This is a genomic window from Cyclobacterium plantarum (assembly GCF_011290685.1).
In the GTDB taxonomy this organism is placed as follows: Bacteria; Bacteroidota; Bacteroidia; order Cytophagales; family Cyclobacteriaceae; genus Cyclobacterium; species Cyclobacterium plantarum.
Window position 1 is genome coordinate 1 of record NZ_JAANYN010000022.1, and the last position, 25345, is coordinate 25345.

Annotated in this window: 15 protein-coding genes; 6 read left to right on the forward strand and 9 right to left on the reverse strand. The window is 42.7% G+C overall.

Annotation, left to right across the window (positions count from 1 at the left end):
• The 9 genes from G9Q97_RS24405 to G9Q97_RS24445 all read right to left on the reverse strand — a co-directional run.
• Positions 1-7802: beta strand repeat-containing protein (locus G9Q97_RS24405; RefSeq protein ID WP_166151858.1), on the reverse strand; the 7802-nt coding region annotated here is incomplete at its 3' end.
• A 623-nt stretch (positions 7803-8425) separates the two neighbouring features.
• Positions 8426-9625, reverse strand: coding sequence for a helix-turn-helix domain-containing protein (locus G9Q97_RS24410; RefSeq protein ID WP_166151860.1), 1200 nt, complete (start codon positions 9623-9625; stop codon positions 8426-8428).
• A gap of 403 nt (positions 9626-10028) precedes the next feature.
• Positions 10029-11072, reverse strand: coding sequence for an App1 family protein (locus G9Q97_RS24415; protein WP_166151862.1), 1044 nt, complete (start codon positions 11070-11072; stop codon positions 10029-10031).
• A 2-nt stretch (positions 11073-11074) separates the two neighbouring features.
• The gene (locus tag G9Q97_RS24420; RefSeq protein WP_166151864.1) at positions 11075-12469 is read right to left on the reverse strand and encodes a TolC family protein; all 1395 of its coding nucleotides are present in this window, start codon (positions 12467-12469) and stop codon (positions 11075-11077) included.
• Positions 12466-13821, reverse strand: a complete 1356-nt coding sequence (locus G9Q97_RS24425; RefSeq protein WP_166151866.1) for an HlyD family secretion protein — start codon at positions 13819-13821, stop codon at positions 12466-12468. The genes G9Q97_RS24420 and G9Q97_RS24425 overlap by 4 nt, the downstream gene beginning before the upstream one ends.
• 5 nt (positions 13822-13826) lie before the next feature.
• Positions 13827-15539, reverse strand: a complete 1713-nt coding sequence (locus tag G9Q97_RS24430) for a peptidase domain-containing ABC transporter (protein WP_166151868.1) — start codon at positions 15537-15539, stop codon at positions 13827-13829.
• Complete coding sequence (locus tag G9Q97_RS24435; RefSeq protein WP_166151870.1) at positions 15532-16209, reverse strand: TetR/AcrR family transcriptional regulator; 678 nt, start codon at positions 16207-16209, stop codon at positions 15532-15534. The genes G9Q97_RS24430 and G9Q97_RS24435 overlap by 8 nt, the downstream gene beginning before the upstream one ends.
• A gap of 120 nt (positions 16210-16329) precedes the next feature.
• On the reverse strand, positions 16330-16713 hold the full coding sequence (locus tag G9Q97_RS24440) for a DUF983 domain-containing protein (RefSeq protein WP_166151872.1): 384 nt from the start codon (positions 16711-16713) through the stop codon (positions 16330-16332).
• Between the two features lie 12 nt (positions 16714-16725).
• Positions 16726-16929: a hypothetical protein gene (locus tag G9Q97_RS24445; protein ID WP_166151874.1), complete on the reverse strand. Its 204-nt coding sequence runs from the start codon at positions 16927-16929 to the stop codon at positions 16726-16728.
• 424 nt (positions 16930-17353) lie between these two features.
• On the opposite strand from G9Q97_RS24445, the gene serA reads away from it, so the two are divergent.
• From serA to G9Q97_RS24475, 6 genes are all read left to right on the forward strand, one after another.
• The gene (serA, locus tag G9Q97_RS24450; RefSeq protein ID WP_166151876.1) at positions 17354-19246 is read left to right on the forward strand and encodes a phosphoglycerate dehydrogenase; all 1893 of its coding nucleotides are present in this window, start codon (positions 17354-17356) and stop codon (positions 19244-19246) included.
• A 743-nt stretch (positions 19247-19989) separates the two neighbouring features.
• Positions 19990-20913, forward strand: coding sequence for a universal stress protein (locus G9Q97_RS24455; protein ID WP_166151878.1), 924 nt, complete (start codon positions 19990-19992; stop codon positions 20911-20913).
• Between the two features lie 84 nt (positions 20914-20997).
• On the forward strand, positions 20998-21942 hold the full coding sequence (locus G9Q97_RS24460) for a DUF4412 domain-containing protein (RefSeq protein ID WP_166151880.1): 945 nt from the start codon (positions 20998-21000) through the stop codon (positions 21940-21942).
• Positions 21943-21961: 19 nt separating this feature from the next.
• Positions 21962-22462 carry a dihydrofolate reductase gene (locus G9Q97_RS24465; RefSeq protein WP_166151882.1) on the forward strand — a complete coding sequence of 167 codons (501 nt, stop codon included), beginning with the start codon at positions 21962-21964 and terminating at the stop codon, positions 22460-22462.
• 102 nt (positions 22463-22564) lie between these two features.
• The gene (locus tag G9Q97_RS24470; protein WP_166151884.1) at positions 22565-23824 is read left to right on the forward strand and encodes a competence/damage-inducible protein A; all 1260 of its coding nucleotides are present in this window, start codon (positions 22565-22567) and stop codon (positions 23822-23824) included.
• An 83-nt stretch (positions 23825-23907) separates the two neighbouring features.
• Positions 23908-25191: a dihydrolipoamide acetyltransferase family protein gene (locus G9Q97_RS24475; protein ID WP_166151885.1), complete on the forward strand. Its 1284-nt coding sequence runs from the start codon at positions 23908-23910 to the stop codon at positions 25189-25191.
• The last annotated feature ends 154 nt before the right edge of the window (positions 25192-25345 follow it).

The window sequence follows — 25345 nt, forward strand, 5'->3', positions numbered from 1 at the left end:
GCTGGATTTACTTCACCGTACACTTTAGACTTATCATCCGCCGTGATGGTCAAAGCAGCTTGCGTTACTTCCAGTTCGCCGGCTACCAAGCTGATGGCGTAGTTCGCATCCGAGCCACCGGTTAAGGTAACTGGGTAGCTGCCAACGTTTGAGCTTGCTGTGGCTGTTGTGCTGATGGCTGGTTCGTCACTCACTTCCGTATCCCCATTGACCAGACCAATATAGGTGAAGGTCAATGCTGGATTCGCGTCACCATACACTTTAGACTTGTCATCGGCGGTGATGGTCAAAGCAGCTTGCGTTACTTCCAGTTCGCCGGCTACAAGCGTGATCGCGTAATTGTCGTCCGAGCCTCCGGTCAGGGCAATGGGATAAGTACCCACATTGGATCCCGCTGTGGCCGTAGTGCTGATGGCTGGTTTGTCACTTACTTCCGTGTCCCCATTGACCAGACCGGTATAGGTAAAGGTCAGCGTTGGATTCGCTTCCCCATACACTTTGGACTTGTCATCGGCGGTGATCGTCAAAGCGGCTTGCGTTACTTCGAGGATCCCATTGAGATAGGTAATGCTGTAGTTAGCTGTAACATTTGTGCTTGAAGCATCCTGGATCACAGCGACACTTGGTACATTAGTACCGGAGCCAGCATTTACTTGTGAGCCCGTCACCGTAACCGCATCCAATACTTCATTATCAGCCAAAGCACCTGATGTGATTGCATAGCCATTGTTTGTCAAGGCGGTACCATCATATACCTTAGAATCACTATTTGCTGTAAGGGTGATTTCTCTGGCTGTAATGTCCGCGCTCAGTCCTGTTGGCTGTGCCAGGCTGTAATTACCGGCATCAGCACCACTGATGGTATAACCTGATGCGACAATCGAAATAACGGTAGCTACATTTTTATCTGCAAAGTTGAAAACTGTTGTACCCTCCAGGGTCACGTCATCCCCTGTTTCAAGTCCATTCAATTCAGCCGTACCACTAACAGTGGCCGTGGTGGTACCGTCATAAACTTTGTCATTTCCGGTCAGGCCCGTAATTGTCAATTCTTTCGGTGCGATTTCACCAGTAGTCACTACCGTATTTTCAGGAGCGACATACCTGGCTGCATCAGCGCCTCCAAGCGTATACACCACCGTAATGGTTTTACCTGTACCTACCGAATTGTTATCATAAGTAGCTACCCCGGTCACGGTTACCTCATCTCCCGATTGAACTCCAGAAAGTACAATACCAGTAACCAGTGAAGAAGTAGTACCGTCATAGGTTTTTGAGGTAACCAAATTCTGACTATCCAGGGTCAATTGGATAATATCCTGATACCGGTATAAGGCATAGGCATTCCCAGCTTCCAAAACAGGTTCAAAGGTTATAGTCGTTTCATCCACTTCTTTGCGGATATTGGTCAAACCTCCCACCAATGCTGTAAGACCCGTACTTGTAGGTTCAGAACCACTGAACAGCTTGACTATGCCGTTAGCGCCAGTCGAAATGGTCGGCGAACCGGTCACATTAATATCTCCGCCGGTCTCTGTTCCGATGGATTCATTTTTCCCTGCATTAAGTACTATAGCATCTGTAGACGTTGAGCTCGTGGTCAGATTTCCAGAAAGTGTCAGGTTTCCACTGAGCGTGGCCATATCAATCAATCCGCTTGCGCTAATGGCTCCCAGTGCCAGTTCATTTTGATCTGTAATATGGACATTAGCCGCATTGTTCACGGATAAACTGCCTCCAAAATCGTTGCTCTCATGTGTCAGGAGGATATTGTCAACAGCTTCCAGGCTGGTATTTCCGCCAATATCCAACGCACCTGCAGTAGCTGATATTTTTCCGGTACTGACCGCTGACAAATTCCCATTCGTTTTAATCAAAGAACCTATCGTCGAAACGTCAATACCGTCACCTGTGGAGGTCGATGACTGACCATTCAAAATGATATCTCCAACTTCTGCTTCCAATATGCCTATGGCATTGGGGGTAAAGAAATTATCTCCCAAGATGATACCGTCTCTGGTTCCTTTTCCTATTCCCCTGATGGTGATATTTCCTGTTCCTGTTGTTTCAACAGTTGCTCCTATGCTTACTCCTTTTGCGACTGTTGCCTGATCCGAAGCTTTACCATTCAAAATAATATTACCACCCGCTGCATTCACAGAACCATTCAGGCTTAGGCCACGCAAACGGGAATTATTTTCTGCATTGGAAGGCACGTTTCCATCTCCAAAGGTATAACCTACCTCAGGGTCCGAACCGCCGCCCATTGTCAAATTTCCGCCTCCGGTATGGATAGCGGCACCTTGGGCCAACCATACCATACCATAATTGGCATCCGTGGCTTCATTATTTCCACTTGCCCGGGTCCAAAGCGTCAGCGCATTGGCCGTTGCACTGCTTACATTTGCATCTGAAGCAAAGACTATACTTGCATCCGTTTTAATGGTAAGTGGGTCCTGATAAACTAGCGTGCCTTCTACCGTGATCAAGCCTGCCCTTTCGTCACCTATTGTGATTTCCGAAAATCCATCTTCAATATGGGTGGTAAACATCGTCGCAGGCAAGAGTAAAGTTCCTGTTGTCCCACCGATTCCAATGTTGGTTCCCGGGCTTAAAGGTTTTATCGCTAAACTACCCGAAGAAGCTACAAGTCCATTTGGAGCTGAACCACTGATATTGAGTTTATCACCAATGATTTCAATAGCTGCAGCGGATGCGGTAACATCAGAACCAACTTTCTGCCCAACTGCTCCCTGAATCAAAACCGGGTAGGGACTTCCTGTACCGGCTGCCGTACCTTCAAGAATTATCTTGCCTGCTTGAGATAAAACGGCCCCTCCGGCTGCAATGGTGACACCGGATTGTTTTGCTCCTCCACCTTTGATATGTATGGTGCCATTTGCTGTGTTTTGTACCGTGGAATAATGGGTATATACACCCCAGGAATTAGAGGCCAGGGGATTGTTTTCGGCATAACCTTCCAGAATGATTGCTTGTTCGGTGGTATTCGTATTGGTGATCAGACCAGGCCCACCCGGTGCCTGGCTCAATTCAATTCCATTCGCATTTCCTGAAGTGGCATCGGCGTAGCCGTACAGGTATACTGTACCTGTTCCTGCGTTGATTTGGGTCCCTCCCAGTATTCTGATTCCGTTAATATTGTTACCTGTTCCCGCGCTTGAACCTGCTTCGTTGGCAGGTACAGGGATGCTTACCGCAGTGCCGGTTCTTCCTCTTCCATAGATTGCCAGATTTCCACCCCCAGTCTGAATATTACTCTTCACCAAGGTGATCCCGTTCGAGTTGCTTGCATTACCTCTTGCTAGGCCATCACCTACGGTCAGGCCGTTCCAGGTTGTCGATCCGGATCCACCGCCCATCCAGAGATGTCCACCGTTGGTGTTGATGGATGTTCCCTGAGAGGTGGTATTCCAGTTCAGCCAGACCACCCCATCATCATTTCCATCCGTATCCGACCAGAAAACCAAATTAAGTTGATTACCAGTAGCAGTGATTTCACTTCCAGGATTTAAGATGACGTTTCCGCCCGATTGGAGCGTAAGGGTCCTTGCTGCTGATAAGTTTGGTAAAATATCCGCATCGATAAATACATCGGTTTCCGCTTCGATTATAAGATCTCCTGAAGCCAGCGCATTGGTAACCTCAATTACATTCACCTTGGCTCCATCTACCAGGGGAATTAATTTTCCTCCACTTAGTTGCCAGTTAGAAGACGGGTCACTTGGATCATTGGTGATTGTTATCGCTCCTGTTGTGGTTGGTGGAGCTGGGGTAGTCAAAATAATAGGATCAGGATCAACGGCTTGATCAATGGCATGTCCACTGGTAGTGGAGGTATATAGAAAATCCCAATGGTACGTTCCCGAGGTAGCATTATTGGTAACATCACTTACGCTAATTTCCACATTCGAACCTGCCGGTACGTTTGTATCTGTCAATCTAATAAACAGCCCTTTATCAAATGCAGGCCAAACCGAGCTCAGTGCTCTGGAACTACCATTTACAGTAACCGAAACATCTTCAATTCCCACATTGGTAGTAATCCAACCACTATTTGAATAGGTTTGTAAAGCATACAGAATAACATTGTCCCCCCCTAATGCTGTCGCCGTGGTAAAGGTAAACGCGTAGGTTACACCGCTAGCACCTGCGGCATTATTAGATGATGTCCAGGTAAAATTTTCTAACCCTGGCATCAAAGTTATAAAACTTTCTACCCCCCCATAAATGGTCCCCTCACTATTAGTGGCGTAGGCCTGATAATAATAAGTGGTAGATTCACTTAGGCCTGTAATGGCTGCGTTGAAAACACCAGTTCCACTGCCGTCCGTCACTTGAGATACTCCTGATTCTCCGATCGTGGGTGTATTGTCAGATGTGGAATAGACGAAACCACGCTCAGAAACAGCGGCTCCTCCGTCTGAAATTACCTCTCCATTTAAAGTCGCTCCGGAGGAGGTAATGGAGGATGCGGCTGAGGTGGTTATGCTTGGCACACTGTAAGATGCTGCCGCTGGTGAATACGTCACATCACTTAATACCGTGGTAGCATTATTGTCAGGACTTCCGGAAAATGTGATCCTAAACTCATCTATAGCATCAAAATTAGTGTTTTCCGAAACGTCTATATTTTGAATAATATTTTGAGCAAACGTAATCGATTTAGTCGCCCCGCTTACTGCTGACCCATTTTCATATCCTGTCAACGTGGCGCTTGTAGTATTGCCAATGTTAAACTCTATGGAGATATTGTCAAGCTGGAAGTTAGCGTCATCCGTTCTTTTAAAACTGTGGTAGGAATGTGATGAATTCATGGTGAATACGATCGCATCACCATCACCTGATGTGTTTCGGTAAATGACACCACTCCCTCCTCCTACTGATTCAAAAGTGTAATTTATTCCATCTTCGGACATGGTTAGGTTACCTGCCCGTGGCGATGCGCCGTAGGAAGCAATTGCCGTGTAGCCCCCTGCAAATTCCAGGGTTGTTTGACTACCTGTCGCTGCACTCGTTGTAAAACTCTCCTCAGTCCCATAACTCGTGCCTTCCCCGTTAATGGCATAGGCACGTACATAGTAAGTAGTTTCGGCAGTAAGACCGGTAATAGCTTCTTCAAAAGCTCCTGTTCCGCTGCCATCTTGTACTTTGGTATCTGATGTCGTTGGGTTGGAGCTGGTGGAATACACGAACCCTCGTTCGGTTACAGCATCTCCGCCATCATCGGTTACGTTGCCGCTGAGGGTTGCTGTAGTAGCGGTGATGTCTGAAGCGGCTGTGGTGGTTACAGTGGCAAGCACACTAACTACAGGACTATTCACCTTAATATTGTTGAGCGCAGTCCAGGTATCATCACCTCCCTGCTTGTAAAAACGTATTTCATCAACATTAGTAAAAGCTGAGGAAAGTATTCCCGCCTGAGACAGGTTCACATAACTTTCGTCGGTATTCCCGGCAAATGTAACTGCATCCTTCGAGCTACCATTATCGAAGGCCTCTATGACAAACGTAGCTCCATCCCAGGTTCCCCAGTCCATGAAATCTAAGCTCTCCAATGAGAAATTGTCTCCATTGGAAGACTTTATAGCCCATCCGTAATGTTCTAAGGTAGCCCCATAAGTAACGATTGGTGGATAGGTATTCCAGTCATCATAATCATGATATTCCAGAGGATCAGCGGTCAATGCTGTACCAGAACTATTTATGGGATAAACTTCTATGTCTATATCAGAAATACTAATTGACCCTCCTTCTCCGTCTACTGCCTTTGAATCGGAAAAACCATTGTCGTTAGAAAACGAAATTGTTGGATTTGTACCTAATAAAACAGAAGCAGTGCCAGTGGTAAAACTTTCCTCAGTCCCATAGCTAGTCCCTTCTCCGTTAATGGCATAGGCACGTACATAATAGGTGGTTTCTGCGGTAAGGCCGGTTATAGCTTCCGAAAACGAACCCGTACCACTTCCAACCTGTACTTTGGTGTCGGAGGTGGTTGGGCTTGCACTTGTGGCATACACAAATCCCCGTTCGGTTACAGGATCTCCGCCGTCATCAGTTACGTTGCCGCTGAGGGTGGCTCCGGTTGCGGTTATGGAGTTTGCGGCTGAAGTGGTAACGGTTGGGGTTGAATTCGCTGCAAAATTGCTTGCTTTAATGTTTTCAATCTGGAAGTTCTGATTTCCATTGACAAGCAGTAGTTCAATTTTTGCTACATTATTAACCGGGCCAGATCCCCCAAAAAAATCAAATCCTGATGTGGGGGTAGTATAAATATATCTACTTTCTTCTAAAGCCAACGTTTTAAGTAGCGTACCTTCTTCACCATACAGCTTAATTGAACCACCACCCGTCATGGTTTCATTAATAAAATTACTAATGGTGATATCATTAACGGTAAAGGTTTTCGCATTTACTCCGTCAGCCTTTATAACAAAAGTTCCATTTGACTGTGCTGTAGATTGATAGACTCTGGTTCCATCCAACGTCACGTTATTAGAAATGACTAGTCTATTATCGGTAATTGACTTAAATCCCGATCCTCCCGAATCATTGGCTCCCAAACCCGAGAAATTAATGGTCTCTCCAGAACCAGAACTCGTCATAAAAGTTTCCTCACCCCCATAACTCGTTCCGGCACTATTGATGGCGTAGGCACGTAGGTAATATCTCGTTTCAGAATTAAGTCCGGTAATAGCTTCTTCAAATGCGCCCGTTCCGCTTCCTACCTGAACTTTGGTATCGGAAGTGGTAGGACTGGAGCTCGTGGCATACACAAATCCACGTTCGGTTACGGTTGCACCGCCATCGCCAGTTACGTCTCCTTTGAGAGTGGCTCCTGTCGCCGTTACTGCAGAGGTAAACCAGGAGGCTACGGTTGGAGAAGTAGCACTACTTACTGCATTATCAACCACAAAAGTATCAAACGATTGGTACAAGCCATCCATATCACTATCTCCATTATAAGGATAACCAGGGTGATTATTCTTATCCAAAGTAATACGGACTTCATCAACACTCTCAAATACCGGATTAGTTAATGTTACTGTTGAGTGATAAGGTTCCACATTTGAAACGATTACAACACTTTCAGAACCCAGCTCAACCCCATTTTTATATCCGGTAATTTTGAGGTAATTCCCCCAGGAATCCCAGGCTGCGTCATGTGATTTAAAACTGGTGAACTTGAAATCAGAGCCATCTGTGGTTTTGATAATCAAGGCTTCAGGATCATACCATCTACGATTGATATCGGTTGTAAAGTCAAGGGTAATAAAACCGCCATCTCCAAATTCACTTGGGAAAGTATTCCAGCTAACAGAACCATCACCAGGATCGTACCACATTCCTCCTTCTCCAGAGACACCTCCATCAAACATACCCGCATAAATATTAAAAGACTTTCCAATTGCAGAGAAATTATGGTTGTCGGGTATTTCCTGACCGGCAGTGAATGATTCCGCATCAAAAGTTATGGTATTTGATGAGGGGACCAAACTCGTCAGAAAACGATCCGAACTACCATAACTCGCGGCATTGGTCAAACCATTATGGTAATTGTCCAGAGGGAAAGTGGTATAGCTGTTTTCTTTGGCAAAAAACGATATAAAGTCATCGGATTCATTGCCAGGTATAAAACTTGTCTTAATTGATTCTTCCTTAAGAAGATTCTCCCCATAAAGTTGAGACGTTCCACTAAATAAGCTGCAAACAACCAAAAACATCATAAAGAAGCCATAGCTCCATAACTTTTCGAGGTTTAAAAAGGGTATTGATTTTCTCATTGCTGAAGTGTTGATTAAAAAGGATACTTTTTTATAAAAAGTCCAAAGTCATGGGTCCCCTTACCTGTATGAAAAAGGAAAGCCAATAGAAATTGGAAAGGTATTTTTTATGTTAAAATCCAGCTATTGGCTGGGCCTAATAACTGGCTTTTTGGAAAGAGTGCTGTTCATTGCTATATGCTGAAATTTTAAAAATAACTTAAGATTCAGGTCGGAAAGATAGGTGTGTTTGTAGAAATATGCTTTGAAAAAGTACAGCAAAAGCAGTTATTTTAACACCTAGTCAGAAAAGTCCATTTTATCGATCAGGAAATACAAATATCACTTCAGGAAAGTTGCGTGTTAATTTTTTGCAAAAGATAAAATTTTGTTAAATACTCAAAATTGGGTAGTCTTTGGTTCAAAAATGGGGAAAATTCCGGCAAGGAATCCTGTTCATTTAATTCGATAGCGGGTGAAAATTTTCATTTACATCCATCCTTCCAGCGTAAATAAATTGAGCTTTCATCTGTTTATAATTGTCTTTTAATGGTCAGATGCCCGCCCGGATGATGCCAGTCGGACGGGGAATCTCGCATGTTGGATAATCATTCCTCCGTGTGTCGCCTCCGACATGCTCGATTTCAGGAGTTGTTTTCCCCGGACTGAAAATGTGACCAATATTCACTGGGACTTACGCCCATCTCCTTTTTGAACGCGTTAAAAAAAGTCACCCTGCTGTTGAAGCCGCTATCCCTGCTTAAAGCGTCGAGGGTACGGTTGTCCAGATAGCCCTCCTTCAATTTATCAATGGCATATTCAATCCTATAGTGATTAACCAGTTCCCTGAAGCCTTTCTGATAAACCTTCTGAAGCAAAATACTCAGGTCTCTGCTATTCACACCTGCCATCTCAGCAAATTCCCCCACTTTCAAATCCTGCCTGAGAAACACCTGCTTTTGGGTCAATAAATCAGCTATCCGCTTGATAGTTCCAAGCTGTTCAAATTGAACTTGCCCTCTATCTTCCATTCCGGAGCCTGAATGGGTTGTGGGGTTTACCTCGATTTCCGAAATCTTTTCTTGCTGCAAATCATACAACTTTTCCGGATTCAGGTGAAGGTAAATGCTCAGAAGGGCAATGGCAGCCAGCGTCACCCAGGTAAAAAAAGATAACAAAGCAGGCATTTGAAATCCTGCCAGGGTCTCAATCATCCAAAAAGTATGGTAGGAAAAGTACCCAAATGTGATCAGGACAAACAAAAATGCAACAACCGAAAGGGGATTTTTGAGTGCCTCTTTTTGGAAAGGATTTATCCAATTTGGATTATAGCGGTACATCAGCCAAAGAGAATAGCCCAAATAGGCTGACATCAAAACAATCCTGAAACTGTCCACAACATAGGTGGGAATAATACCATTGGCATATAAATTGAGTGTTTTGGGATCGTCCACAAACATTTTTGCCAGTTCCAGTTTGCGCTCATAACTCAGCAAATAAAAGGGCAAAAGATCCAGCACATGAAGTACTGCAGGAAGAAAGTGGAGCGTATCCTTAATGTTCAAACCCGTCCTGTCAAAAAGGGAATTTCGGATATAAAAATAAAAAAATGGAGCGGTCAGAAACATCAGTGGATTTACGGTCCGTATGAAATGAGGAAACCGTAAAATCCAACCGGCATGAAACCACAAAAAATAAACGAGAAAGAACAAGCTGTAGCAAAGCAAGGACCAGCCTAAAAGATAGGTTTTGGTACCCATTCTGTAACTAATAGCTATCAGAACAATGGCATTTACTGTGGCCAAAAACAGAATATTGATAAATAAAAGTAAGCTTGCCTCCATACTTACCTGAAATCTTCCTGAACCAAATGAAACGAATGATAAAAAAACAGCAAGTGTAGTTTTTTGGTCATATCACTCACGGAAAGCCTCTGTTTCCGGAAAATTTGTTCTTTTGCAAAAGGCTCATGAAAATCTGGTTTCACGCTTTTTCCTTTTACTGTAAAATCCAAAGCCGCCAATACAGCAATGGAGAAAATATATGACTTAATGATCAAGACTCCGGACATGGGTTATTGTTCTAAAAATACGCGGACACACTTAATCAGGCATCGGCAGGTTTATTCAATTCGTTGGATTCGAAAATTAATTTTTTTTTAGGAGAAACACAATTCTATTTATTTACACAACGTAATAAACCCCTTTTATACACAATAAAGGTGATTTTAAACTCGAAAAAGAAAATTCAGGAAAAATCCAAATATTCCCTGGCATGGAGCAAGGCTTCCTGAGTCGTTTTTACCCAGGCCACTTTGTTATCAGGCAATAAAGCGCCGAGTTGCTGTTCCCTTTCGGAATCCACTTTGCCGAACCTTCGGATATAAACCGCCTCCACCCGCTTCGGATACTGCCTTATAATCTCAGCGTACAATTCCGGATCGTGCTGCCCACTGTCTCCGATCAACAAAAATCTTTGTTCGGGGAAAAAGTCCATGAGAAAACGGATCTTTTCTAGTTTGTGGTCGTGATTCCCTCCACCGGATTTCCAGATGTTTTTCAGGTTTACATGGCTGTCTTTAAGTAATATGGGGCCCAACGGGATCTTCCGGTACTCCAAAAAGTCACGTATCAGATCAAAAAGGCTCCAATCACTGCTGGACACATAAAATACAGGATATTCTCCCTGGGCCGTGAGCATCCGGTAAAAATCGCTGACACCAGGAAAAGGCCTTCGGGTATAGGCATTTTTGGAAACGGACAGCCATAACTTTTCTCCCAGGTTGGTCGCTTTGGAAACAATAATCGTATCGTCAATATCAGAAATAAGTGCTCTTGGATAAGTTTTGGAGATATATTGGATGCTTTTTTTCACCTTTTCTGTGGGAGTCTCCAGGTTTTCATCCGGAATCAGGCTCAAGCCAATGTGCTCCGGCCGCTTATGCACAGACCCTGACAAGGGAATCATCTTTTCAAAAACCCCCTCTGAATCCGTTTGCAGCTCCAACTGCTGATCTCCAATTTGAAGCAGTAACCTGGCATCTGGTACGCTGCTATTGGAATATCTCCGGATAGTTGCCAATATATTTTGCAAAGCACTTTTTTTCTCAGAAGGACGACTCTGGGTATAGGCCTCCACGACACGACCCTTCAGGAAAACATGGGAACTATTGCTCAACACCAAAAAAACTTCAATACGGAGCTCATCCAGTTTTCCTATTTTTCTTTTGATTTTGGAAAGGGTATACCGAAAAGGCCAGGTGAGCCACCTGAAAACAAATATTTGTTTCATACTCAGGGTACCTCAAAACCCAGGCCAGCTGCATTCCTGACTTTGGAAAAGCCAATATATTTCTTTACATACAGGGAGTTTTTAACCAATAATGCATCAAATAAGCTGGTTTCCCTTGCATTGATTAAAAACAACGAACTCTCTCCCATTTCAAACTTGGTTCTTTCTCCTTCCACCAACCTTTCCAAACCGTTGATATTATCCCGGAATGTGTCAATTTGGTTATTCAAAACCAGATAGGTATTGTACTCCTGCTCCAGTTTGGCCCTGAGCTGTTGGTATTTGAGATCCCTTTTGTAGGTAACCATATTGATTTTGGCTTTGGCCAATCCCAGTCCTCCTCTTTCTTTCCTTAAAAGCAATGGCGTGGAAATCTTGACCCCAAATTTATAATTATTTTCCAAAAAGCCCATGCCTTCGAGCCCACCTAAGGACTCGGTAAGGAAGTTGTATTTGAGTAAAACCTCAGGCTTCAGTTGTTCCGCTTTATACCTCCTGTCTATTTCCAGATAATTGAGGTCATAATCCAGCAGTCTTAGCTCAGGATGAGTGGAGATCAATTCTCTGAAATCTTGCATGTCTGGTAAGCCCGGGGCATATTCGCCCAAAAACTGAGGAAAAATACCCGGTTCCAAATACAGCGGATTCTGATCATTGTCCCAAAGAAATACATTCAACTCCTGGGTCCTGGCGAAGAAAACATTTTCGGCTTCCTGTACCTGTATGGATCGATTCAGTACTTGGGTGTAGGACTCTACCGTATCAATAGCTGGTAAATCACCTTGTTCAAAACTGGATTTGATACCTTCAAACCTGATAGAGGCCAGGCGTAAACCCTCCTCCCTAACCTTTAAGTTAGCATAGGCCCCCGCCCAACTCCAATAGGCATCTGTAGCATCCAGGTACAAATCGTTTAAGGTTTGTTTTCTTTCTTCCTCTCTGGCCAGGGCATAGATTTTCGCCTGTTGTAAGGCAGCTCTCCGCTCATCAATAAATAGGCCTTTGCCTACATTCACTGCGGCACCAACGGCCAACAGTCCATTTTCAGGCACCGTATTTTCCGAACTCAAATAAGTTCCCGTATTGCGTTCAACCATACCCTGAATTTCAACTCCTCCGAATGTGGGTACTACAATACCAGCCTCCTGTTTGTTGTAATATTCGGTCCCCTGATATTGTTTCTCATCCATATTCCCATACAACTTGGGGTCAAACCCTCCCCTGGCCATCCGTATTTCCTGCCTTCCCAATTCCAGGTTAAGATCAGCCTGTCTGGCCACCGGATGGTAATCCAATACCCAAACCAGGAAATCAGAATAGTTCAAGGTTTCCTGTGCTTGCAGGGGCACGGCTGCACCCATCCAAAGAAAACTGAATACAATTAATCCATATTTCATTTTTGCTGATTTTTCATTTCCCTGACCTCTTTTAGGGTATAATAGTCAGGTGGGAAACCATTCATTTGTCTCCATATCTCATACCAGACCGGCACATCATTCAACAAGGCAATACCATCCGCCCCTGAACCGATGCGCAGGGCCTCTGGCCATGGCTCCTCATCCGGGTCTGGCACTACCAATAAGCGGTATTGGTTATTGGTACTGGTGAAATTATCAATGGCATACACCCTCCCACCAAAGGTGCCATTAGAGAGCTGTGGCCAACCTGAAAAAACAATGGCTGGCCATCCGTCAAAAATAAACCGGATCTTATTGCCCACATCCACCAGGGGCAAGTCTATGGGATCAATGTACATTTCCACTGCCAGGGAGTAATTTTGCGGCATGATACTGACAATCTCAGCTCCTTCCTTGATTGTCTCTCCCAACCCCACTTGTATGGCTTTGGTCACATAACCTGATTGGGGAGCCAATACATAATACATGCCTGACCTCACGGTATAATTGGATAGCTCATTGCGCAATTTGGTTACCGTGGCTTCGGCATCATACTGGTTAGATAAGGCAGAAAATTTCTCAGAATTGACCTTGGCCAGTTTATCCTGAAAATCATTGTCTATGGCATTGAGTTCCAAAGTGGCTGTGATGACATCATTTCTGCTGCTCAGCAGCTTGTTCTCTGCACTGATCTTTTTTGCCTGCGTTTCTTGTAACTTGATCCTCCTTGTCTCCAGGTCGGTCAATGATTTCAAGCCTTCATCATAAAGCTTTTCCATCCGTTCGTATTGTCGTTCCGCTACAATCAGATTTACCTTTTCGGCTTCCAGCATGATGCTGTCGGATTGCACACTTAAATTGGCTTGCCGTAATTTATTCTGTGCTTGTTCTTTCCTGAGCTTGTTGTTTTGATTGAGGGCTTGTAATTGCCGTTCCTGAGCCTTGATTTTCTCTTCATAAGACTTTACGGAAAGCTCTTTGGCATTTACCTGAAGCTGGGTTCTCTCCAGTAATTCTGGATCCATGTACTGTTCCTTCACTTCCGAGATAAAAAGAATCGTGTCCCCTTTTTGAACAAAATCTCCTTCCTGAACATACCACTTTTCAATCCTCCCGGGTATCACTGAATGAATCGTCTGAGGCCGGTGTTCTGGTTTTAATGCCGTTACCATTCCCTGGGATCGAAAATTCTGTGTCCAGGGTAAAAACAAAAAGACAAACCCTGCCAACAATATATACAAAAGCACCCTGACCCGCTTTCTGCTCTGATCACTGGGTATGGTCATGCGGTAACTATCAAACAAAAAGGGATTGATGTTCCCTTTTATGGAGTTTTTGGAAATATTAAGCATGGCTATTAACTTTTGTTATTATTTTTAAACTGCTCATAATCATCTACTTTCCCTTGAAAGACCAATTTACCAGCTGCCAGCTCCACGATTTTGTCAGCCCTACGCATTAATTTTTTATCCGTAGACACGACCACCATGGTCCATGGGCCTGCAAACATATAATCCAGAAGCGTTTGGGCTTCCTCATCGCTAAGGTAGCTGAGTTCCTCCTCCAAAAGCAGGAGTTTGGGACCAAAACACAGGCTTCTGGCCAAAATGATTTTACTGATATTGGCATTGCTTAAATGCTTGCCTTCAGGCAGTAATTGGGTTTCCAGATCGTCTTTTAACTCGTAGATGTAATCCTTCAAACCTACCACTTCTAAAATTTCACGAATTTTCTGCTCGGGTATGTCTTCATTCCCTACCGTGATATTTTCCCTTATGGTACCATGAAAAATGGATTGCCTGGAGAGACTGTCTCCGATCATGGATCTTAATTTTTCTAAAGAAAGGGTATCCATGGGTAATTTATTGACAATGATATTGCCCTGGTAATCTTCTATCAATCCAGCCATCAACTGCATAAACGTACTTTTACCAGAACCACTTTTGCCCGTAATGACCACTTTTTCTCCGGAACCTATTTCCAAATTGATGTCCATCAGATTAGGCGTTTTCTTGTCTTTGGGATGGTAGGTTATATCCCTGAAAATATAGGACAAACCCGATTCGGATTGGCCGAATGCCTTATCTATCCCCTCAGACCTTTCCAGATCCAAATCCATGATCAAACCCAATTTTTCTGTAGCGGTAAGGGTATCATAAACGGTTTCCAAACTTAGAATAAGCTTTTCTACTGAATTAATGATCAATACAATAATGATTTCTGCGGCTACAAACTGACCAATACTGATCTCGTTATTCATCAATAAAATACTTCCTGCTACCAATAAGGTGACTATAATGGCGGCTTTAAAACCTATCATCACTTTGTATTGTAAAATCAGTACTGCAAAATGAGAGTTTCTGAATCCGACGTACTTGCCAACCAATTGATCTACCTTTTTAAAGGGAAGGGGTGAGAAACCGGATAATTTGAATGTACCTAAAGTTCTTGCTATCTCTTCCAGCCAGTAAGCTACCTCATATTTTGCCGTAGATTCTTTTAAACTTTCTTTCATGCCCTTCGGACTGGTCAATTTAAAAATCAAGTAAAGGATAAACACCAATGCGAAAGAGAAAATAATGAAAAATGGATGGTATATGGATAGTAAAATCAAGCCAAAAAATACCTGAAGAGAGGCGGTACTAAAATCAATCAATAGTTTTGACAGTCCCTTTTGCAAAACAATGGTATCAAAAAACCTGTTGACAAGCTCCGGAGGAAATTTTCCCCGGAAGGCTTCTGTTTTGATTCTGGGGATTCTGTAAGCAAACTCCATGGCCGATTTTCCAAACACCCGCTGCTGCAATTTTTCCGTCAGATACAGCTGGCTGATTTGAAGATAGCCTCCAAAGATAACCCCTAAGGCTACAATGACCACCAGCAATACCCAGGAAGAAGTCATCCTTCCCCCAAGAATAAAATTCAGGATGGCCTGAATTCCCAGAGGCAGGGACAAAGAAACCAAACCATTGAGTACCGCATAAAAATAAATCGCATAGATTTCTTTCTTCTCATCTTTGAGCAGGCTGAAAAACCTTTTTAATGGCGTATTTATTAGATTTTCACTCATCTTTTAACGTTTTAAACACCCAATCGAAATAGAAACCAAGTTTTTGCTCTCCGACAAGGCCGGATTCAGTCATTTTTGGCATATGCTTTAAGAAAAAGGCATGGAGTAAAGTCGACTCTACTAAAGTGGATACAAGGGTTTTCGGGTAATTGTATTTGGGATTAATTTCACTGACAATGGCTGCTATCCGGTCTGTAAACCGATAAAACTGTTTAAAAAACCCACTGTTATTTTCCTCATCTACTTCCTTGGTCAAAAAAGCCTTGTAGGATTCCTGAGTGACCAACAACCGTAATTTCTGTATATCCATGTATTTGTTTTTTTCATACACCGGCCCTTCTACAAGTAATCGAATAGCTACCTTCATCCTGTCCAGCGGGTCATGCAAATTGGAGGTAGCGAATACCAGGTTATGCTCCAACCACCCCCAATACCAATTGGTGAGATAAACCAATAGTTTATGTTTGTTTTCAAAATACCGGTAAATCGCTGCTTCCGTACTGCCTACATTTTCTGATAACCTCTTAAAATTAAAACTTTCCATGCCCAAAGTAACAATAAGGTGGGGGCTTTCTCGAATAATCTTTTTTCCCAGGTCTGAACTAAGCGGATCCTTCAGAAAAATCTCACTGTTTACCGGAACAACAAAACCGGTTAATATCTGTTCCATTAGAATGATTAATAGTAAAACTTTATGGAGCAATATACGAACAGACTAAAAGTAAGTTTTACTTACTAATAAAAAGTTTTACTTTTTTCCAAATAAAATTCAATTGGGACCAAGATCGAATCAACCCTTATCCGGTTCGTAACTAATTTTACCCAAACCATACAGGTATAATACCTTGGAAATCCGCAACATCAATGGGAGCAATAACAGGTTAAAAAAGAGAACCGATGCAATGTAGACCATCAATTCAGGATCGTTAAACAGAAAATTAAGGACAACCATCACGGTGATAAAGAGGGCAACCGATAGTGCATAACTGATGTACATTGCCCCATAATAAAAATCAGGTTCAGGGACCAGTTCTACTCCACAGTTGGGACAGGTTTGATTTACCGCTGTTAGTTTTTTAAAACTCATCAGGGGCACAGGAAAAACATTCCCCTTTCTGCACCTGGGACATTTACCTTTAAGTATGGCTGTTGTCAGACTTGCTTCTTTTTTCATTCATCTATTCAATTAGCGGATTTCATCCAGGTCATAATCTTTGCCTTTACCCCAGCGCAACAGTTCTTCTAATTCATAGTATTCCAGGGTGTCCAGGTCTTTAACCCTGAAATTCTCCCTCCCGGTTCGCTCCATAATCTCCAGCATCCGGATTTCTCCATAATTGACCAGCCGGTATACCCGGCCTACCCTGATATTGTCTATGGCTAATGGCATCTGCTTTAAATTAAATGATTGTCATTGTAAAGGCCCCGGGAATAAAACCCTTTGATATTAAGAGGCCAACAGCAAAAAAGGAAAATTGTTCCTTCCTTTTTTAAATTTTCTAACGATCCGCCCTGGTGTCTTCAATGCATGTTTAGGTTAATAAAGCAGGTTTATAATTTCACAGAAAACCTATTGGTTTCAAGGGTTTCATCGGGGTATTCTGCTTGTGCCTGCAAGGCATGAAAACAGGAAAGTCAGATTCCTCCACAAGCTAAAATGTTCCGGGGAATTTTAATCCTGGTCCTGAGATGACAAAGTTATCATCATTTCTTATTTAATGCTACCTACTAATCCTAAAAGTTATTTTGCGGCAATAACTTCAATTTCGCCCAGAATCTGTTAATTTTGCAACTCATTTAAAAAAACGCTGAAAATGACCGTCACAAAAAAATTCATCATTGATTTTGACAGTACTTTTACGAAGGTGGAAGCCCTGGATATTTTAGGTGAAATAAGCCTTAAGGATGATCCTGAAAAAGCCAAAAAACTTCAGGCAATCAAGGACATAACCGACCAGGGTATGGAGGGAAAACTGACATTCAGGGAAAGTCTGGTACAGCGGCTGAACATACTGGATGCCAACAAAGAGCAGATTTCTGAATTGATTGCCTCCCTGAAGAGAAAAGTTTCGGATTCATTCCAAAGAAACAAAGAATTTTTAAAGGAAAATGCTGCTGATATTTTTATCATATCCAATGGATTCAAAGATTTCGTGGTGCCCATAGTAACCGAGTATGGTATCAGGCCTGAGAATGTATTTGCCAATGAATTTGTATATGCGGACTCGGGCAAAATAGCTGGGTTTAACGAAGATAATCCGCTTTCTAAAAATAACGGGAAACCTGAAACAATCAGAAAGTTGAATTTGGAGGGAGATATTTATGTGATTGGAGATGGCTATACCGACTATGAAATAAAAGCCTCCGGAGTGGCCAATAAATTCTACGCTTTTACCGAAAATGTACACAGACCTTCCGTTTCTTCCAAAGCGGACCATATTGCCCCTAGTCTGGATGAAATATTATATGTAAATAAAATGAATAAAAAGTTTTCCTACCCCAAAAGCAGGATCAATGTCTTGCTGTTGGAAAATGTTCATCCCATCGGTATAGAGCTGATGAAGGAAGAAGGTTACAATGTGGAAGTCATCAGTTCTGCCCTTTCCGAAGAAGAATTGGCAGAAAAAATAAAGAAAGTATCCGTGTTGGGTATACGGTCAAAAACCCAGGTAACTTCCAAAGTGCTGGAAAATGCCAATCGCCTGATTGCCATCGGTGCTTTTTGTATTGGCACCAACCAGATTGACCTGGAGACCTGTCAGGAAAAAGGCATTGCGGTGTTCAATGCACCCTTTAGCAACACCCGTTCAGTGGTAGAACTGGCCATAGCAGAAATCATCTTTTTAATGCGCAGGTTGGTTGACAAAACCAGCAGCATGCACCAGGGCATATGGGACAAAAGTGCCTCGGGTAGTTTTGAAATCAGGGGCAAAAAACTGGGCATTATTGGCTATGGAAATATAGGTTCTCAGCTTTCTGTTTTGGCCGAAAACATGGGGCTGGATGTCTATTATTATGATGTCGTGGAAAGATTGGCACTGGGCAACGCCACCAAGGCCGATTCCCTGGATGAGTTGCTCAGTACCTGTGATGTCATTACCTTGCATGTAGACGGAAGAAAGAGCAATGAAATGCTCATTGACAAGGAAAAGCTGGCATTGATGAAAAAAGGGTCCTACCTGATCAACCTGAGCCGGGGACACGTGGTGGATGTACCTGCCCTGCGTGACGCTTTGGAAAGCGGTCATCTGGCCGGTGCAAGTATAGATGTTTTCCCAAGTGAGCCCAAAAACAATTCCGAACCCTTTGTCTCCGAGCTGATAGGAATGCCCAATACCATCCTTACTCCCCATATCGGTGGCAGCACCCTGGAAGCCCAGCAAAACATTGCCCGGTTTGTACCTGGAAAAATCATTGAATATATCAACACCGGTAACACCTACAACAGTGTCAATTTTCCCAACATTCAATTGCCTTTTCTCCAGGATGCACACCGGCTGATCCACATTCATCTCAACGAGCCGGGGATCATGGCAAGGATCAACAAAGTGTTGGCAGATTATGAAATCAACATTGTTGGTCAATACCTGAAGACTAACGAAAAAATAGGCTACGTAATCACTGATATAGACAAGGCCTACAGCAGCAAAGTAATCGATGAGCTGAAGGCCATAAATGGCACCATACGTTTCAGGGTCCTGTATTAAATCCAGACAAATCTTATTAAGGGAGGCTGCTTGGCGGTCTCCTTTTTAACGCAGAAGTAAACTTCGTGACAGGTAGGATTCTAAATTCAATCAGAAAGGACTTTAACCACCAACCACCGATCGGTGAAGACAACTTCCTGTTTTCGGCAGGAGTAAATTTACAATGGGTAAAGTAATTCGAAACTAAAATTAGGACCCATTGCCAAATGCCCCTAACCCTTATTTTTTTGCTAATTTTTTTTTGCTGCTTTAAAAATATCAAAAGGGAGGCCGCAGAGCGGTCTCCCTTTAAATAGGGTCCGGATCATGGAGTGTTACAAACCTCCGATATGACAGGATTTGAGCTGCACCATCTCCGCAACCTTCCACTGTTAACCTGCATCCAAAAGGAATACGAGGTCTTTCCAAAGGAAAGATGAGGCCTGGTTTTGAAGCGGTGCTTCACTCGGCATTTTAATCAACTTGTGAAGTTTGTACATGTCGCTGACCCGAACCTTTGATCAAATATACAACCTATTCCAGCAAACCTCAAATCAGGAGCAGATTAGCGCGGGATCAGAAATAAATGGTTGGCCTGAAAAAAACAATCTGGAAAAATTTCATGTAAATTGCCATCAAAAACAGCAAACTTTAGATTGTTTTAAAGTTTAATTTTACTAATTTAAATTTTACTGATTTTAAAATAATTTGTAGCGGGCCTGACAAATTTTAACTGAAGGAATCCATTAATTTAACTATTGATAATGTATCAAATCAAAAAGATCATTGTTTGTCTGGATCAGAGTGAGATGGACAAAACACTGGTGAAATTTGCCGCATTTATAGCAAAGACCAACCAATCCAAAAAAATTTATTTTACGAATGTAATCCGCAACCTATCAATTCCAAAGGATATTTTGAATGAATTCCCCAACCTGATCAGCAATATGGTAGAAGAGCGGGAGAATCAAATGAAAAAGGTTGTAGCTGATAATTTTGACCCTAATCTTAAAGTAAGTTCCTCTTTCATTGTAAAGGAGGGGCAACTTTCCAAAAAAATCCTGAAGTTAGCCAATGAAAAGTCTGCAGACCTGATATTGGTAGGGCGAAAAACAAAATTACCGGGTTCTGGTGTGATATCTCAACGCCTGGCCAGAAGGGCCTCCTGCTCCCTGCTGATCGTTCCTGAAAACAGCCTCCCAAAAATAAAAAAACTGCTGGTCCCAAGTGACTTTTCCGATTATTCGAAGGATGCCCTGGAGGAAGCCATTGAAATAGCAGAAAAAAATGAGGGCAAATCAGAAGTTTTTTGTCAAAATGTTTATTCAGTCCCATCAGGATACCATTTTACAGGAAAATCTTACGAAGAATTTAGTCAAATCATGCTGACAAATGCGGAGGTAAACTACAAGAAGTTCATCAGAAAAATCGATAGCAAATCTGTCAAGATCAAGCCGCTATATACCAAAGATGAAGATGATGATCTGGTAGTGGATATTATCAGCAAAGCCCAGGAGATAAAGGCCGACATGATCATCATTGGTGCCAAGGGAAGAACTGCGGCCACAGCTCTTTTTATAGGGAGCATGGCAGAAAGATTGATACAAATGAATGACAAGGTACCGCTTTTAGTGACACGTCCAAAAGGAAAAAATGCCGGGATAATTGAGTACATTCTTGAAATATAAATCTTTTCACATACAGAAAAACATGTTTTAGGACTTTATAAATATATTTCATAACTTCAATTTTGAATCAAAATTAATTTAATCATGAAATCAAGGACCTCCTTTTTACTCATTATTTTGCTGTCATTGATCAGTTGGGATGCCCAATCACAACTGCTTAAACGGATAAAAAGAGCAGCTTCTGAGGGAGTTTCCAGGGCTGTGGAAAGAACCGTGGAAAAAGAAGTAGCTAAAGCCACGCAAAGGCAATTAGAAAAAGCTTTCAGTAACCTTTATGGGGATATGGGGAGTGGGGAGAATGGTTCTCCCGATGGAAATTATGATTTTAGCAAGATCATGGGCTCCATCAATATGGATGTGGAAACAGAAAGTTCCTATAGCTTTTCCGGATTGGCCGTAATGGAAATAAACAGTACAGATGAAAAGGGTAAAACCCAGGACCCTATTCTCTTCAACTCTTTTTTATCAGAAAATCCGGATTATTTCGGGATGGAGTTTATAAATCCGGAAAGTAAAAATGCTTCAGAAAAAGCGGTAATCATCATGGACCATAAAAACCAGGCGACAGTGATGCTGATGGACAATGAAGATGGTAAATCAAGCATGGCCTTTTCCATAGACTGGCAAGGCATGATGGATGGCGTAGAATTGGAAGAGGAAGAAACATCCCCGAATACTGAAGACTTTTCCTTTGAAAAAACAGGAAATACCAAAGATATTCTGGGATATACCTGTGACGAGTATCGGGTGATGAGCGATGAGATGGAAGGTACTTATTGGTTAAGCCAGTCTCCTATAGTGGGAATGGAATCATTTTGGAGTAAAAACAGCCCCTTCATCACCAAAAAGATGAAAGAAGAAAATCAGGAATATTTTAGCAATTTACCGGAAGGGAACATTCTGGAAATGGATTTTACTAGTAAGGAGGATCAAAGCAGGACCCAAATGAAAATGATTGAGATTGATACCAACAAAACAAGTAACTTTGATCTGGCAGAATATCCTAATGCCATGAAAGCTGCCAATTAACCGTTTAAAAAAAGTTGTATTGATAGTTTCAATAATTGTAGCCAGGGCATCCAACGATGCCATAGGCATTAATGGGGAATTGCCCTGGCATCTTCCATCAGATCTCAGACATTTTAAAAACACAACCAAAGGCCATCATGTGGTGATGGGAAGAAAAACATTTGTTTTATTGGGCAAACCTCTTCCTGGCAGACCACATATTGTGGTTACCAGCAACACCAATTTTGAAGTTCCGGAGGGGCATTATGTGGCACATAGCATAGAGGAAGCCCTGCAAATAGGAAAGTCAAAGGGCCTTGAAAAATTATTTATTTTGGGAGGAGCAGAAATTTACAAACTGGCCCTTCCATTTACTGATGAAATGATCATCACTGAAATTGATGCCTGCCCGGATGCCGACACCTTTTTCCCAAAATTCGATTCCAAAGACTGGCAAATTGTCCAAAAGGAAACCATTGAAAAAGATGACAAGAATAAATTCGATCATGCCTTTGTAACTTACAAACGCATTGGAAGCTAACAATAGGAATTTATTTCCTTTGTGGAGAAATAAAGCCAAAAATGCCCCTTCCCTAAAGGGAAACTTTTTAATTTTGGTTCACACATGTAAAAACCCTACCTCATGTATCAACCTGTAACTGCCGAAATCATTTCAATAGGTGACGAGCTGCTCTATGGCCAGATCCTCGATACCAATAGCAAGTGGCTGAGTGAAGAAATGGATAAAATCGGCATTCGGGTAGTAAGGAAAACCACCATAGGGGATGACAAGGAATCCATGCGGCAGGCTTTTGTTGCCGCTTCTGAAAAAGTGAATATTGTTCTGATGACCGGCGGTTTGGGGCCCACCAAAGACGACCTGACTAAAAATGTTCTGGCAGATTTTTTTGGATCCCAGTTGGTATTATTCCCTCAGGCCTTGGAAGATGTCAAAAGACTTTTTGAAAGCAGGGGCCGGGAATTGTCCGATACCAACCGTGCGCAGGCATACCTGCCTTCCAACTGCCAATATATTCACAATGAAGTAGGCACTGCCCCGGGGATGTGGTTTGAGGAAAAGGGAACTATATGGATGTCTATGCCTGGGGTGCCGCATGAAATGAAACACCTGATGGAAAAAGCCGTGATCCCACGGTTAAAAGAAAAGTTCACACTTCCTGTAATCTACCATAAACTGGTAAAGACAGTAGGGATAGGTGAAAGTTGGCTTTCCGATATCATTGGTACCTGGGAGGATCAATTGCCTTCCCATATCAGATTGGCATACCTCCCCTCTCTGGGAGAGGTAAAGCTGAGACTTACTGGATTTGGAGAAAATCAGGAAGCCATAACCAGGGAGGTCGATGAACAGATAGGCAGCTTACTCCCATTAATTGAGCCGTACGTCTACGGATACAATAATGACACATTGTCCTCCGCAATTGGGCATTTACTTGTTCAAAAAGGAAAAACCCTAGCCTTGGCAGAAAGTTGTTCCGGAGGATACATTTCACATTTGGTCACCGGGATTCCCGGATCAAGTGAATATTTTAACGGTGCGGTGGTTCCCTACCACAATGTTTTTAAGGAATCAATATTAGGGGTTTTGGAAACAACACTTGTCAGCCATGGAGCCGTCAGTGAGGAAACAGTTAGGGAAATGGCAAAACAAGTTCGCCTAAAATTTAATGCAGATTACGGTTTATCTTCCAGTGGGGTAGCAGGACCCGGGGGCGGTACCGCATCAAAACCCGTGGGTCTGGTTTGGATCGCCTGTGATGATGGGAAATCCTGCAAGACCCGAAAACTACAACTTACCCAAGACCGAACTGTAAACATACACCTGACAGCTGTAGCTGCATTAAACCTATTGAGAGAGACAGTGATACAGAAATCGAATTAAAATTTAAATCGATTCCTTTTGCAAAATAAGGACTTAAATTTAGTTTTATATTTGAGGAGAATTCAACTAGAATGTAAAAAGCTATGGCAACAGTAGAAATGGTGATGCCCAAAATGGGGGAAAGCATTATGGAAGGCACTATACTTTCCTGGCTAAAAAAAGAAGGGGACCTTATCGAACAGGATGAATCTGTTCTTGAGGTGGCTACGGATAAAGTAGACACAGAAGTCCCTGCCACCCATGCCGGTACACTCAAATCTATTCTTGCCAGGGAAGGTGAAGTGGTAGAGGTAGGGAAACCCATTGCCCTTATTGAAATTAATGATAACCAGGAAGATGATAGCATAAAAGATGCGGCAGTACCTGTTACTGAGCAGCCTTCTCCGGAACAGGAAATTTTGCAGGATGTACCAGCCTTAACCTCCCTGATCCTTGGATCCGAATCTTCCAAAGAAAAAACAGGGGACAAGAGATTTTATTCTCCCCTGGTGCAAAGCATCGCTAAAGCAGAGGGAATCAGTGCGGAAGAATTGGCAATAATTCCAGGCACTGGTAAAAACGGCAGGCTAACCAAAAACGATGTACTCACTTTCGTGAAGGATAGAAAAACATCCTCTTCAGATTTCAGCCAGGCTCCCGCTGCCATTGGATCAGGCACTGACGAAATTATTGAAATGGACAGGATGCGGAAAATGATTGCCCAGCGTATGCTGGATTCCAAAAACATTTCCGCCCATGTCACTTCTTTTGTAGAAGCAGACCTTACCAAGGTTGTACTTTTTAGAAACAAAATCAAAGAGGAGTTCCGAAAAAAGGAAGGGGAAGGAATTACTTTCACCCCCTTCTTTGTAATGGCCATCGCAAAGGCACTAAAGAGATTCCCCATGATCAATATTTCCGTTGAAGGAGATAAGATCATCAAAAAACACAACATTAATATAGGAATAGCCGTGGCCCTTGCTAATGGTAACCTGATCGTACCGGTGATTAAAAATGCGGATCAGTACAACCTTAAAGGACTTTCGAAAAAAATCAACGACCTGGCCACCCGTGCAAGGGAAAATAAGCTGCACGCAGAAGAACTTAAAGGAGGGACATATACACTCTCAAATATAGGTTCTTTTGGAAATATCATGGGCACTCCTATCATTGTTCAGCCACAGGTAGCTATTCTGGCAGTAGGAACCATCACCAAGAAACCCGCGGTGGTTGAAACCCCTACCGGAGACATGATAGGTATCAGACACAAGATGATTTTATCCCATTCTTATGATCACCGGGTGGTAGATGGGGCTCTGGGAGGCATGTTTGTGAAAAAGGTAGCAGATTACCTTGAAAACTTCGACATGGATACCAATGTCCTGTAAACGCTTGAATGAGAGATGTATTTGAGTTAGGTCCGGCTTCAATAAGTCAGACATAAAGGCGAGGCTTTTAGTAAGGCAGGGCTTCTTTCTGAATCCCTAAAAAACTGATATACAATGAATTAAATAGAGGTAATTTAATTCAAAAACCCCGAAA

What these genes read in the sequence shown, in the direction of transcription:
- G9Q97_RS24410 (WP_166151860.1), bottom strand. Translation starts at nt 9,625, where the DNA reads ATGGAGGCAAGCTTACTTTTATTTATCAATATTCTGTTTTTGGCCACA.
- G9Q97_RS24415 (WP_166151862.1), bottom strand. Translation starts at nt 11,072, where the DNA reads ATGAAACAAATATTTGTTTTCAGGTGGCTCACCTGGCCTTTTCGGTAT.
- G9Q97_RS24420 (WP_166151864.1), bottom strand. Translation starts at nt 12,469, where the DNA reads ATGAAATATGGATTAATTGTATTCAGTTTTCTTTGGATGGGTGCAGCC.
- G9Q97_RS24425 (WP_166151866.1), bottom strand. Translation starts at nt 13,821, where the DNA reads ATGCTTAATATTTCCAAAAACTCCATAAAAGGGAACATCAATCCCTTT.
- G9Q97_RS24430 (WP_166151868.1), bottom strand. Translation starts at nt 15,539, where the DNA reads ATGAGTGAAAATCTAATAAATACGCCATTAAAAAGGTTTTTCAGCCTG.
- G9Q97_RS24435 (WP_166151870.1), bottom strand. Translation starts at nt 16,209, where the DNA reads ATGGAACAGATATTAACCGGTTTTGTTGTTCCGGTAAACAGTGAGATT.
- G9Q97_RS24440 (WP_166151872.1), bottom strand. Translation starts at nt 16,713, where the DNA reads ATGAAAAAAGAAGCAAGTCTGACAACAGCCATACTTAAAGGTAAATGT.
- G9Q97_RS24445 (WP_166151874.1), bottom strand. Translation starts at nt 16,929, where the DNA reads ATGCCATTAGCCATAGACAATATCAGGGTAGGCCGGGTATACCGGCTG.
- serA (WP_166151876.1), top strand. Translation starts at nt 17,354, where the DNA reads ATGACCGTCACAAAAAAATTCATCATTGATTTTGACAGTACTTTTACG.
- G9Q97_RS24455 (WP_166151878.1), top strand. Translation starts at nt 19,990, where the DNA reads ATGTATCAAATCAAAAAGATCATTGTTTGTCTGGATCAGAGTGAGATG.
- G9Q97_RS24460 (WP_166151880.1), top strand. Translation starts at nt 20,998, where the DNA reads ATGAAATCAAGGACCTCCTTTTTACTCATTATTTTGCTGTCATTGATC.
- G9Q97_RS24470 (WP_166151884.1), top strand. Translation starts at nt 22,565, where the DNA reads ATGTATCAACCTGTAACTGCCGAAATCATTTCAATAGGTGACGAGCTG.
- G9Q97_RS24475 (WP_166151885.1), top strand. Translation starts at nt 23,908, where the DNA reads ATGGCAACAGTAGAAATGGTGATGCCCAAAATGGGGGAAAGCATTATG.